The 13,036-nt window shown below is 66.4% G+C and carries 11 protein-coding genes; 3 read left to right on the top strand and 8 right to left on the bottom strand.

The window, feature by feature from the left end:
* Positions 1-2: 2 nt before the first annotated feature.
* Positions 3-1,349: an amidase gene (locus ACQR1B_RS14340; RefSeq protein WP_434833046.1), complete on the bottom strand. Its 1,347-nt coding sequence runs from the start codon at positions 1,347-1,349 to the stop codon at positions 3-5.
* A 374-nt stretch (positions 1,350-1,723) separates the two neighbouring features.
* Here ACQR1B_RS14340 and ACQR1B_RS14335 point away from each other — a divergent pair, with 374 nt between their 5' ends.
* Positions 1,724-3,001 carry a PQQ-dependent sugar dehydrogenase gene (locus ACQR1B_RS14335; protein ID WP_434833045.1) on the top strand — a complete coding sequence of 426 codons (1,278 nt, stop codon included), beginning with the start codon at positions 1,724-1,726 and terminating at the stop codon, positions 2,999-3,001.
* Between the two features lie 209 nt (positions 3,002-3,210).
* Positions 3,211-3,759, top strand: a complete 549-nt coding sequence (locus ACQR1B_RS14330) for a c-type cytochrome (RefSeq protein ID WP_434833044.1) — start codon at positions 3,211-3,213, stop codon at positions 3,757-3,759.
* A gap of 242 nt (positions 3,760-4,001) precedes the next feature.
* Here ACQR1B_RS14330 and panE read toward each other — a convergent pair whose 3' ends face one another.
* From panE to ACQR1B_RS14305, 5 genes are all read right to left on the bottom strand, one after another.
* Positions 4,002-4,925: a 2-dehydropantoate 2-reductase gene (gene panE, locus ACQR1B_RS14325; RefSeq protein WP_434833043.1), complete on the bottom strand. Its 924-nt coding sequence runs from the start codon at positions 4,923-4,925 to the stop codon at positions 4,002-4,004.
* A 114-nt stretch (positions 4,926-5,039) separates the two neighbouring features.
* Entirely contained in the window at positions 5,040-5,777 is a 738-nt protein-coding gene (locus tag ACQR1B_RS14320) for an SDR family oxidoreductase (protein WP_434833042.1), read from the bottom strand.
* Positions 5,778-5,886: 109 nt separating this feature from the next.
* Positions 5,887-6,495, bottom strand: coding sequence for a 2-hydroxychromene-2-carboxylate isomerase (locus ACQR1B_RS14315; RefSeq protein ID WP_434833041.1), 609 nt, complete (start codon positions 6,493-6,495; stop codon positions 5,887-5,889).
* Between the two features lie 314 nt (positions 6,496-6,809).
* Positions 6,810-8,120, bottom strand: a complete 1,311-nt coding sequence (locus ACQR1B_RS14310) for an MATE family efflux transporter (RefSeq protein ID WP_434833137.1) — start codon at positions 8,118-8,120, stop codon at positions 6,810-6,812.
* Between the two features lie 145 nt (positions 8,121-8,265).
* Positions 8,266-8,838 carry a DUF2239 family protein gene (locus ACQR1B_RS14305; protein ID WP_434833136.1) on the bottom strand — a complete coding sequence of 191 codons (573 nt, stop codon included), beginning with the start codon at positions 8,836-8,838 and terminating at the stop codon, positions 8,266-8,268.
* Positions 8,839-9,017: 179 nt separating this feature from the next.
* Between ACQR1B_RS14305 and ACQR1B_RS14300 the strand changes: the two genes are divergently transcribed.
* Entirely contained in the window at positions 9,018-9,683 is a 666-nt protein-coding gene (locus ACQR1B_RS14300) for a glutathione S-transferase family protein (protein WP_434833040.1), read from the top strand.
* A gap of 3 nt (positions 9,684-9,686) precedes the next feature.
* On the opposite strand, the gene ACQR1B_RS14295 is transcribed toward ACQR1B_RS14300, so the two are convergent.
* Positions 9,687-11,093 (bottom strand): serine hydrolase domain-containing protein, encoded by a 1,407-nt coding sequence (locus tag ACQR1B_RS14295; protein WP_434833039.1) that lies wholly within the window; start codon positions 11,091-11,093, stop codon positions 9,687-9,689.
* 185 nt (positions 11,094-11,278) lie between these two features.
* Entirely contained in the window at positions 11,279-12,985 is a 1,707-nt protein-coding gene (gene ggt, locus ACQR1B_RS14290; protein WP_434833038.1) for a gamma-glutamyltransferase, read from the bottom strand.
* Positions 12,986-13,036 lie beyond the last annotated feature (51 nt).

Below are 13,036 nucleotides of genomic sequence, written 5' to 3'. Positions count from 1 at the left end.
CGCTACGTCCTCGCCAGCAGCGGTATGCCGGGATCGAACGCCAGCACCGCCTCGGCCCATTTCGCGACCCGAAGAACGTGGAGGTCGGCGCGATAAGGCCCGGTGATCTGGACGCCGAGCGGCAGGCCATTCTTGCCGAACCCTGCAGGCAGCGAGACGGCCGGTGCGCCGACGAAGGTCCAGGGCGCGCAATATTCGGCATCGCCGGTCCAGTCGAGGCCGCGCGGCGCTTCGCCGAACGCAGGCAGCGTGAGCACGGCATCGAAGCCGTCGAGCTCGGCCGTGAGCGCCCTCTGCCGGTCGGCCTGCGCCGCCTTCGCGGTCAGGTATTCCATTGCAGTCTTGGTCCGCCCGCTGTCGACATGGCCCTTCATGACGACGCTGACGCGGTCGGGATAGCGCGCGATCAGGTCGGAGAAGATCGCCGTCGCCTCGCTGAGCATGATCGTGGTGACCGCGTCCGAATTCACCGCGTCCAGCGCTTTCAACTCGATCTCCTCGACGACGGCGCCGGCGCTGCGCAGCGCCGCGGCAACGGAGTCGAACACGGCCTTCTGCTCGGCCTCGGCGCGGTCCCATTTCGCGAAGCGCACCACCGCGAGCTTTGGTTTGGCAAGCGGCGCGAGGCCGCGCGCGACGTCGACGGCAAAGCCCGGCAGCGGCCGGCCGTGCAGATCATCGGCGCTGGTGCCGGCCAGCAGCGACAGCGCAAGGGCCACGTCGTCGACGCGGCGGGCGAAGAAGCCGATATGATCGAGCGACGGGCTGAGCGGATGCACGCCGACGCGCGGGATCGCGCCGAAGCTCGGCTTGAAGCCGACGACGCCGTTGAACGCCGCAGGCCGGATCACCGAGCCGAGCGTCTGCGTGCCCAGCGCCAGCGGCACCAGCCCCGCAGCGACGGCGGCGGCCGAGCCGGACGACGAGCCGCCCGGCGTGTGCTCGGGATTCCATGGATTGACGGTGGGACCTGGATGTCGCCAGGCAAATTCGGTCGAGACGGTCTTGCCGAAGATCGTTGCGCCGAGACTGCGCAGCCGCTCGACCACCCAGGCGTCGGCAGCCGGCACGTGATCGCGATAGATTGCCGAGCCGTTGGTGGTCGGCATGTCCGAGGTCGCGATGATGTCCTTGATGGCCACGGGAATTCCGCCCAGCGGACCGGTCTTCGCGGTGACGTCGCGCGGCAGATATTCGAACGCCTTCAGCCGGGGTTCGATCGCCCGGGTCTTGGTCAGGCAATCCGCGCCGTAACTGGCCGCCGCTGAGGAATCAGCGGTGAATCGCCGCAACAGGTCGAGAACGCCGGCACCGGCCTTCGGTGTCGGCAGAACGAGATGGTCGGGCATCAACGATCCTGTATCGGGGCGGCCTCATTGCCGCGTGGTGAACGGTCACAGCCTGCCGCTCATCCGGTCCGACTTTATCGGCTGTTCACGCGCGCGCCAATCGCCCGATCGATCTGTGCATATGAATACAGCGCATGGCCGCACGGCAGTGTCGCACGGCAACGCCGCCAGAACGCATGAACGCGTGGCGCGAGATGAGCAACGCGGCACGTCTCGCGCTTGGCTGCGAACCTGACTGTAATCCGCTTCTCACCTGCTCAGGATGTGCTACCATTTTCCTGCGGGACCACCGATGTGGCCGGCCAAAGGACGTCTGCAAATACGTTCTGAAGAATCAGACGCAGCCAAACGAGCTGCCTCATGGGAGTGAAGCGATGACATCGGCTTTTCACCGAAGCATTCTTGCGCTTGCAACGATTGGCCTGCTCGCCGGCACCAGTATCGCCGGCGCGCAGCAGAAGCCCGACGCGGGTAAGGCTCTGAAGAAATACGAATCGGGTACCAAGGAGTTCTGGACGCATCCGCCGGACGACTGGTTCCTCGGCGACGAGACCGAGGCGCAGAAGGGACTCGCGCCGCCGTCCGGTCCGCCGACCGGCGCGTCGGATGCCGAACTCGCCGACATCGTCAAGAAAGTGAAGTTGCCGGACGGCTTCAAGATGGAGGTCTGGGCGTCGGGCGTGCTCGCCGCGCGGCAGATGGCCTGGGGCGACAAGGGCACGCTTTTCGTCGGCTCGTTCGGCCTCGGCAACGTCTATGCGATCAGCGACAAGGGCGGCAAGCGCGAGGTCAAGACGGTCCTCAAGGGCCTGAACATGCCGACCGGCCTCGCCTTCCAGGACGGCAATCTCTACGTGATCGCAGTCGACAAGCTGATCAAATACGAGAACGCCGAGGCCAATGTCGACAATCTCGGCCAGGGCAAGGTCGTCTATGACGACATGCCGTCCTACGCCGCGCATGGCTGGAAATACATCGCGGTCGACAAGGAGGGCTGGTTCTACCTGCCGTTCGGCCCGCCCTTCAACATCGGCATCCCGCCGACCTCGGTGTCGCAGATCCGCCGCGTCGATCCCCGCACCGGCAATGCCGAGATCTATGCGCTCGGCGTCCGTAACAGCGTCGGCGGCGACGTGGATCCGCGCACCGGCCGCTACTGGTTCACCGAGAATGCCCGCGACTGGGTCAGCGACGATCTGCCGAGCGACAAGCTCAACATGATCTCGAAGATCGGCGAGCATTTCGGCTATCCCTATTGTCACCAGGGTGACATGCCGGATCCGAAATTCGCGATGGGCCACAAATGCTCGGAGTTCACGCCCCCGGTGCTGAACCTCGGAGCGCATGTCGCGCCGCTCGGCATGAAGTTCTACACCGGCGACCAGTTCCCCGCCGAGTACAAGAACAACATCCTGATCGCCGAGCACGGCTCCTGGAACCGCCACAAGTACCAGGGTGCCCGGATCATGCGCGTCATCGTCGGTCCCGACGGCAAGGACGCCAAACAGGAGGTGTTCGCCTCCGGCTTCCTCGAGGGAGACCAGGGCTATCTCGGCCGTCCCGACGATATCATCATCGCCAAGGATGGTTCGATCCTGGTGGCCGACGACTGGGCCGGCGCGATCTATCGCATCAGCTACGAGAAGAAGTGAGCCTGTCGTGAAAGCAGGGGCTGCGCGCTGCCATCATGGCGGCCGCGGCCCCAACTATTTTCAGGACTGAGCGTTGAAGAAAGGGCGTCGTGCCGCACCCGTTCACGGGTGTCGGGTGCAGCCGGCGCGACAATGACATGATGGGAGCTCGAACCCCCGCGATGAATCCAGGGAATCATAGACTGCGCCAGGGAATGGTGGCCGCGCTGATGCTCATCCTTCCCATGCTGCCGGCGGAGGCCGCCGATGTCACAGCCGGCAAGGCGAAGGCCGAGCTCTGCATCGGCTGCCACGGCGAGAACGGCATCTCGCAGACCGAGAACATCCCCTCGCTCGCCGGCCAGCAGGATCAATTCATCCAGTGGCAGCTGGTGTTCTTCCGCGCCGGCACCCGCAAGAACGAGGCGATGAAGCCGATCGTCGATCAGCTCACCAACGAGGACATCCGCAATCTCGGCGCCTATTTCGCGTCGCTCGAGCCGGCCAAGTCGCCGCCGGACGATGATCCCGATCTGTCGGCCAAGGGCGCGCAAGCCGCCGCCGGCCGCCGCTGCGCGTCCTGTCATCTCGACAGCTACGCCGGCACCAAGGGCGTGGCGCGGCTCACCGGCCAGCGCGAGGAATATCTCGTCAAGGCGCTGCACGACTACAAGAGCGGCCAGCGCGTCGGCGGCAGCCAGGCCGCGATGACGGATGTGGCGTATCCGTTGAGTGCGGAGGAGATCACCGCGCTCGCGCATTATCTGGCGCATTTGTAGTTGCTGTTGATGGGATTGCGCCTCGCGCCACACCCGCAAGTGTCGTCCCGGACAGGCCTGCCGACGCAAAGCGTCGGCGGGCGTCGATCCGGGACCATACCGCGGAAGCTATCGAGGGATGTCGCTACCAGTTGCCTGCCTCACCACGGCCGCGGCGTATGGGTCCTGCGTTCGCAGGGACGACATGGGAGTCTGTGGCGGCACCGCCTCACCAAGCCGAACTACCGGGGTGATGGGGATCGCTACTTGCCCCGCTGCGCCTCATACACCTTCAGCTGCGTATAGGCGATGCGCAGCCGCGGCACCGGGACCTTGGCGGCGTCGGCGCGGGCGACGAGATCGCCGATCACGTGATCGGCCTCGACCGGCAGGCCGGCGCGGAGATCGCGGAACATCGAGGCGGTCATCGGCGAGCCCGCGGCCGTGATCATGCCGGAGACGCGCTGGAAGAACGCGCCGGCCGGCGCGTAGCCGGCCGCCGCGGCCGTGCCGCTGCATTCGTCGAGCATACCGAGCAGGAAGTCCTTGCCGCCGGGCGCGGCCAGGATCACGCCGACGGGGGCGCGCATCAATGTCGTGGACGCGGCGAGCGAGGCCAGGAACACCCACTTCTCCCACATGTCCTGCATGATGTTGTCGCTGGCGGAGGCATTGAAATTGCCGCGCTGAAAGATCTCGAAGATGGCGCGGACGCGCTCCGACGATCCGCCGTCGCGCTCGCCGAAGCTCAGCGACTGCATCGGCTGCAGCTGCACCACCTCGCGGCTCTCGTTCAGGGTCGCCGCGATCGCGCAGAGCCCGCCGAGCACGCGGGCGCGGCCGAATTTGGCATCGAGCACGTCGAGATGCTTCATGCCGTTGAGCAGTGGAATGATCGCGGTGTTCGGACCCACCGCCGGCGCGAACGACTTGATCGCGTCGTCGAGGTCATAGGCCTTGCAGCTCAGCAGCACGACATCGAAGGGCTGCGTCAGTCCATCGGCCTGCACCGTCGGCGGGTTGCTCAGCGTGACATCCCCGCTGGGGCTGCGGATGACGAGGCCGGCGCCGGCCAGTTCGGCGGCGCGTTTGGGGCGGACCAGGAAGGTGACGTCAGCGCCGGACTGCAGCAGCCGGCCGCCGAAATAACCGCCGATCGCGCCGGCGCCGACGACGAGAATGCGCATGGTAAATCCCTCTGTGAGCGAGGCGCATCATGCAGAAGCGAGTGGCGAATGGCGAGTAGCGAATGGGGATGGCCTCCATTCCTATTTGCTACTCCCTATTCGCCGTTCGCGTCCTCACCACTTCTCCCCGAACGGCCTGATCTCCATCTCGAACGTCCAGGCGCTCTTCGGCTGCTGGTAGAGCTGCCAATAGGCGCCGGCGACGGAAGCGGGCGGCATCAGCAGGTCGGGATTGTCCAGCGCCTCCTGGCCCCAGATTTGGGTGCGGCGCTCGCGCACCCAGGCGGTGTCGACACCGGAATCGATGATGAGGTGGGCGACGTGGATGTTCTGCGGCATCAGCTCGCGCGCCATCGACTGCGCCACCGCGCGCAGGCCGAACTTGGCCGAGGCAAAGGCCGCGAAGCCGGAGCCGCCGCGCAGCGAGGCGGTGGCGCCGGTGAAGAAGATCTTGCCGCCGCCGCGCGGCAGCATCAGCCGGGCGGCCTCGCGCCCGGTGACGAAGCCCGCCCAGCACGCCATCTCCCACACCTTGCGGAACACGCGGTCGGTGGTCTCCAGGATCGGGAAATTGACGTTGGCGCCAACGTTGAAGATGACGACCTCGAGCGGCGCATGCTTGTCGGCGTCGTTGAGGAAGGCGGTGGTCTCCTCCTCCTTGCGGGCATCGAGCGAGCGCGCCACGATCCGGCCGCCGGCGGCCTCGACCTCCGCCACGAGCGGCGCCAGCTTGTCGCCGTTGCGGCGGCCGGCGAACACCGTGAAGCCCTCGGACGCGAATCTCTTGACGATCTCGGCGCCGATATAATCGCCCGCGCCGATCACGGCGACGGTGGCGTTGCGCTGTTGCATGGGTGGTCTCCGTTCTGAGTCCGACGTCATTGCGAGGAGCGAAGCGATGAAGCAATCCAGCCTTCCATCGCGGCTCTGGATCGCGTCGCTGCGCTCGCGATGACGAAGATTATCTGCCTAGGATCAGATCCTCGACGTCGCGCAGCTGTTCCTTGCCGAAGAACATCTCGTTGCCGACGAAGAAGGTCGGCGAGCCGAACGCGCCGCGCTCGACCGCGGCCTGCGTGTTCGCCACGAGCTTCGCCTTCACCTCGGGCTCCTGAGCCCGGGCGAACAGTCTGGCGCCGTCGAGCCCCGATGAGGTGATCGCGGCGACCGCGATTTCCGGATCGTCCATCTTCTTCGGCTCGCGCCACATGTGGTGGAACGCCGCGTCGACATATGTTTCGAACACGCCTTCGAGCTGGGCTGCGATTGCCGCGCGCATCAGGTTCAGGGTGTTGACGGGGAAGTGCGGGTTCCAGACCCAGGGCTGGACGTGATAGCGCTTCAGGAAGCGCTGGGTCTCGATCTCATGGAACTCGCGCTTGTTCTTGATGCCGGCGAAGGCTTCGGCCGGAGATCGGTTGTTGGTCGCCTTGAAGATGCCGCCGAGCAGCACCGGCACATAGTAGAACTGCACGCCGATGCGCTTGACGATGGCCGGGATCGCCTCATGGCTGAGAAACGCATTGGGGCTGCCGAAATCGAACATGAACTCTGGCGCGGGTCGGCTCATGGGCAGTCTCCTCGGACGTTTCGTGCATTGTGGTCCAGCGAACGTGCCGCGTCCAGAGCTTTATGATGATCATCATATTGCGCGGCGTGGTACCCGAAGATCGCAAGGGCGATATGACGATCCTGGTTTCTGCATTCGCCCGCACCTCGTCATGGCCGGGCTTGTCCCGGCCATCCACGTCGCCCGGCGCCCTTGGAACGACGTGGATGCCCGGGACAAGCCCCCGGCATGACGGAGAAACTGATTAGCAGGCGTTCGTGCCGGAATTTGCTTCATATCGTCATATGCGATGGCCCTGCCGCAGATCGGAGAGATCAGACCATCTTCAGCACCGTGCGTTTGCGCCAGACCAGCAGATAGTAGCTCATCTGCAGCAGCAGCATTGCCGTGAACGTGATCGGATAAGCGAGCCAGACGCCGTCGAGCCCGATGTCGCGGCTGAGCCAGGTGGCGGCCGGCACCTCGATGACGGCGATGCAGAAGGCCGAGATCGCAAGCGGCATCCACACCGTACCGGAAGCGCGCATCGCCGCGGAGAAAGTGGTCGATAGGCCGAACAGCACCGAGCTCCACAGCACGATGTGCAGCGAGCGCTGCGCCACCTCGATCACGGCGGGGTCGGTGATGAAGAAGCCCATCAGCGTGCGCGAGAACAGATAGCCGATCGCGACCAGGCCGCCGGTCAGCACCAGGTTCATCTCGACGCCGGTGCGGACGATGCGGCCGATCTGCTCCGGGTTGCCGCGGCCGATCGCCTGGGCGCCGAAGATCGAGACCGAGATGGCGATCGACAGCGCGGGAAACTGCGCATAGCTCAGCACCTGGTTGACGGCGCCATAGGCGGCCGTCGCATCCGAGCCGAAGCCGTTGACCAGCCCGATCAGCACCATCTCGGCGACGGACATCACGATCATGCCGATCGCGGCGGGAATGCCGAGCCGCAGCACCATGCGCAACAGCCGGGGATCGGGCTGCATTCCCCGCAGAAATGCTGCATCGAAGGCCAGCGGGTGCTTGCGCATCCGCAGATGGACATGGAGCAGGGCCAGCGTGACCAGCGTCGAGATGGCCGAAGCCCAGGCGGCGCTGGCGACGCCGAGCTGAGGTGCGCCGAGCCAGCCGCGAATGAACACCGGCGTCAGCACCAGCCCGAGCGCGGTCGACGCGGCGAGCGCTGCGAGCGGCGTGACGGTGTCGCCGACCGCGCGCATCTGCGACGACAGCATGATGTAGGCGAAGGTCAGCGGCATCGTGATCATCATGATGCGGGCGTAGCCGGTGGCGGCGTCGAGGATGTTGGCGGGCGTGGCGAGCGCGATCAGCAGCTCGCGGCAATAGAGGCCGCCGAGCGCGATCAGGCCGCCGAGCAGCAGGGTGATGGTCAGCGTCGTGCCGGCGATCGCCTTGACCTTCGCGGGCTCCTTCGCGCCCCAGGCCTGCCCGATCAGGACGCTAGCGCCCGAGCCGAGACCCATGACGAAGGCGATGAAGAAGAACATCGCGGGAAAGAACACCGACACCGCGGCCAGCGCGTCGACGCCGATCATCTGGCCGAGATAGACGTTGTTGATCGTGCCGAACAGCGATTGCAGGATGTTGCTCATCATCATCGGCGCGACGAACATCAGGAACGGTTTGCGGAACGGGGCGGGTGACGACACGGCATGATCCTGTCGGCCGCCCTTCGATCGAGGCGCGGCCGCTCTTGAAGGAATTGAAACGCGAGCGAACCGCGAACGGCCGCTCTCGCTGGCGCTTTCGAATCAGGTCTCAGTCCGCGCGGTGGCGATGGGCGAGCGCTACGGCATGGTCACGAATGTCGGCCGGCCAGTCCGCGACCCGCGCCGCGAAGCGCTCGAGGTCGCCGGCGAACAGTGCCCTCGACGCCTCCTCGAACTGCGGCAAATGGCCGCCGATCGCCGACATGAAATGATAGGCGGCGTCGCGTGCCTCACGGGCGCGGTCGTTGTCGCCGTTGGCGCGGCGGGCTTCGTGCACCAGCTTGCGCAACGCGACCGAGGCGCCGCCCGGCTGCGCATTCAGCCATTCCCAATGTTGCGGCAGCAGGGTCACCTCGCGAGCCACGACGCCGAGCTTCGGCCGGCCACGGCCGCGCGGCTCGCTCGCTGGCGGGTCCGCAGCCGCGCCGGCGTCCGCCGGCAGGCGCGCGACGATCTCCCGGTCACTGCCGCGCAAATCCAGGTCGATGGGGTGGCCGGTGCGATCGCTGAAGATCGTGATCGGCGCGGTGGTCGGAGCAGCATGTTTAAGCACGAGCGCGACCTTGGGCAGTGGCCCGGTGGCGATCCGGACATGGCCGGCGAAGGCTGTATAGGTATCCATATCCATGATCCCGCTGCAAGATACCCTAAATAAGCCCGGGTAAAAATCAATGTCAATATTACCCGGATAATATATTCGGACATGGATCGGGGCCGGCCGAACATTCCCGCACTCGCCGAAGTCATCATCCACTGCTACGCAGCGGCGGCGCCCACTCGATCCGCCTTTTCGGGGACTTCATGCTGACCGTTCACCACCTCAACAATTCCCGTTCGCAACGCGTGCTCTGGCTGCTCGAAGAACTCGGCGTGCCCTATGAGATCATCCGCTACGAGCGCCAGCCCGACATGCGTGCGCCGAAGGCGCTGCGCGCCATCCATCCGCTCGGCAAATCGCCGGTCATCACCGACAACGGCATCACGGTCGCTGAATCCGGCGCGATCGTCGAATATCTCGTCGAGACCTACGGCGACGGACGGCTGATCCCGCCGCCGAAGACGCCGGAGCGGCTGCGCTACTCCTATTGGCTGCACTACGCCGAGGGCTCGGCGATGCCGCTGCTGCTGCTGAAGCTGCTGTTCAACATCATGCCCAAGCGCGCGCCGTCGCTGCTTCGTCCGCTGGTGCGCAAGGTCTCGAACCAGGCGTTGACCACGCTGGTCAATCCGCAGCTCAAGCAGCACATGGCATTCTGGGAGAGCGAGTTGCAGACCAGCGAGTGGTTCGCCGGCAACGACTTCACGGCCGCCGACATCCAGATGAGCTTCCCGCTGCAGGCAGCCGCTGCACGTGGCGGATTGGAGCAAGGGCATCCGCGGGCGATGGACTGGCTTGCCCGCATCGAGGCGCGGTCGGCCTACAAGATCGCACTGCAGAAGGGCGGTCCGTATGAAGTGGGTCGCTGAGCGCTATTTCGCGGCGGTCGCGGGCTGCTCGGTCGCCGCGATCACCTCGCGCACCAGCCGGGCGACGCCTCTGATGTCGCCGTCCGGATCGATGGAATCGCCGAGCCGGACCACCACCATGCGCTGGCTCGGCATGATGACGAGCCGCTGGCCGAGCAGGCCGAAGGCGAAGAAGGCGTCAGCGGGAATTCCGGCGCGAGCACGGCCCAGCGCGTGCACGTGTTCGCTCCTGTTGGTCCACAGCCCCGCGCCATAGTCGGTGTCGAGCGTGGCGGTGGCCGACATCGCCACCCAGCCCTCGGGCAGGATGCGTCGGTCGCCGACGACGCCGTCGCCGAGATAGAGCAGCCCGAGCCGCGCCCAGTCGCGCGCGCTTGCCAGCATGTTGGCGTGGCCCTGGATCGTGCCGGTGCCGTCATATTGCAGCGTCACGTGGCGCATGCCGAGCGGGTTGAACAGCTCACGCCAGGCGAGCGCGATGGTCTGCTCCGGCCCGCCCGCGGCATCGCGGATGATGCGGGCCAGGATCTGCGTGCTCGCGCTCGAATAGGCCCAGCGCTGTCCGGGCGGTGAGATCAGCGGAGCATGCGTGGCAAAGGCCGCCATGTCGCGATGGATCTCCATCTGGCTCGACGCATCGAAGCCGGAATTGGTCTCGTCCAGCGCCAATCCCGATGTCATGCGCATCAGCTGCTCGATCGTGATGTCGTGACGCGGATCGGCCGCTTCGCGCCATTCCGCGACCGGGGCCGGAATCGAGGGACTGAGCTTGCCCTGCCGGGTCAGGATGCCGAGCAGGGCATTGGTGACCGTCTTGGTCATCGAGAAGCCGATCAGGGGCGTGTCGCGGCCGATGTTCTGAGCATAGCGCTCGGCGATGACCTGGCCGTCCTTCACCACGACCACGGCCTTGGTGCGCCGGAACGGCGGGCTTGCCGGTTCCTCGAAGGCATGATCGAGCGCGGCTTTCAGCGCAGGGTCGCGGGGCTCGGCCTGCTCCGGCTCGACAAAATCCGGCAAAGCAGGCGACGGCCCGGCGGCACGCAGAGCGCCGACGTTGCTGCGCGGCACGTAAGGCGGCTTCTGGCCCTGCATCGAGACACAGCCGAGGCCGTCATGGAACGCTGCGCGGCTGGCGTGCAGGCCGAGCAGCGACGCCTCGACCGTCCGCATGTCCTGCTCGACCCGATAGCGCATCACGGCGCGCAGGCGGCGCAGCCCGGGCCGCTCCATGGTCTCGGCAAATGTCGTTTGCGGATCGAAGCCGGAGACGAAGGTCTTGGCGCAGATCATCTGGGCCACCGCCGATGTCGCCGCGCGCAGGGCCCGGTCGGGCCGATAGGTGAGCCAGCCCGCCACGAGCAGACCCGCGAACACCAGGAGGCCGACCGAAAATCTTCGCAAGTTCACCAGAACGCCTGAAATCGTCTCGCAGGCGAGCCACGCTGCGCCCTGGGATCTTTCTAACCCGGCTTCGGCACCTCGCCAACGGAGGGAAGCGCTGGAACACGCCCGCCGGGCGGCGGCAAATCGTCATCCGGGGCAAGGACATCCCTCGTCCAAAGTATCCGCCCGCGCCGCATACCGGCGCGCGGTCAGCGTCCGGCCGCAGTCGCCCCCCTGCTGCGCGGATCGGGGGCACCGACCAGCCCATCCGGCGTCACCAGGATCGAGTTGGCCGAGGTCCGGCCCATCGGTTCCTCGATCTTGTGGCCCCGCGCACGCAGGCCGGTGAGCACGTCGTCGGCAAAACCCTTCTCGACCCGCACCTCGTCTGGCATCCATTGATGATGCAGGCGCGGGACGCTGACGGCCTGGCGGATGTCCATCTGATAGTCGAGCACGTTGACGACCACCTGCAGCACGGTCGAGATGATCCGGCTGCCGCCCGGCGAGCCCGTGACCAGCACGGGCTTGCCGTCCTTCAGCACGATGGTCGGCGACATCGACGACAACGGCCGCTTGCCCGGGCCCGGCAGATTGGCTTCGAAGCCGACCAGGCCGAAGGCGTTGGAGGCGCCCGGCGCGGCGGTGAAATCGTCGAGCTCGTTGTTGAGCAGCACGCCGGTGCCCTCCGCGACCAGGCCAACGCCGTAGGGAAAGTTCAGCGTGTAGGTGTTGCTGACGGCATTGCCGTCATTGTCGACCACCGAGAAATGCGTGGTGTTGCTGCCTTCGCGCAGCGGCTGGATGTTGAGGACGTCGCCGGCGCTGGTGGCGCGCGCGGGGTCGATGCTCGCACGCTGCCGGGTGGCGTAGTCCTTCGACAGCATGGCCCTGACGGGTGCATCGACGAAGGCGGGGTCGCCGAGATAGCGGGCGCGATCGGCATAGGCGCGCTTCATCGCCTCGATCAGCAGATGCAGCGACGCCGGTGAGCCCTGCTTGAACTCGGCGAGCGGAAAGCCCTCGAGGATGTTCAGCATCTCGATCAGCACGGTGCCGCCGGAGGACGGCAGCGGCATCGAGACGATGTCATGGCCGCGGTAGGTGCCGCGCACCGGCATCCGCAGCACCGGATGGTAGGATTTGAGATCGTCCGCCGTCATGATGCCGCCGGCATCCTGAATCGCCTTGGCAAGCTTGTCGGCGACCGGCCCCTCGTAGAACCCGCGCGGCCCCTGCTCGGCGATGGCGGTGAGCGTTGCGGCGAGGTCGCGCTGGACCAGGCGGTCTCCCTCCTTGAGCACCGTGCCGTCGGGACGGATGAAGATCGCCGCCGATGACGGCCATTTCGCCAGCCGCGGCGCCATCATCGGCAGGGTGACGGCGACGTCGTCGGTGATGGGGATGCCGTCACGCGCCAGCACGATCGCCGGATGGACCAGCTGCGCCAGCGTGAATTTGCGCGAGCCATATTTCTCCAGGGCCAGCGCCAGACCCGCGACGGATCCGGGCACGCCGATCGAGAGCGCCGAGTCGCGCGACTTGGCATTGTCGGGCTTGCCGTCGGCGCCGAGGAAGATGTTGCGGGTCATGGCCGCAGGGCCGGTCTCGCGATAGTCGATCGCGATGTCCTCGTTGGTCGCGGCGAGATGAATCACCATGAAGCCGCCGCCACCGATGTTGCCGGCGACCGGATAGGTCACCGCCATCGCAAAGCCGGTTGCGACCGCGGCATCGATCGCGTTGCCGCCGAGCGCGAGAATGCGCTCGCCGACCTGGGCTGCGATCCGCTCCTGCGCCACCACCATGCCATGCGCGGGCGGCTGCGCCGGCGCGGTGACGCCAAGCGGCTGGGGGATATCGACGGCTTGGGCATCCAGCGCCCGCGCAGGCGAGCAGCCGGCCAGCAACAGCATGACACCTGCGAGGAGCCGTCGTCGATCAATCGTGAACATGGTCATCGGAGT

It is taken from the genome of Bradyrhizobium oligotrophicum (assembly GCF_051168495.1).
Classification (GTDB): Bacteria; Pseudomonadota; Alphaproteobacteria; order Rhizobiales; family Xanthobacteraceae; genus Bradyrhizobium; species Bradyrhizobium oligotrophicum_A.
Note: the sequence above shows the minus strand (reverse complement) of the source record. Positions and strands in the feature narration are given on the sequence as shown.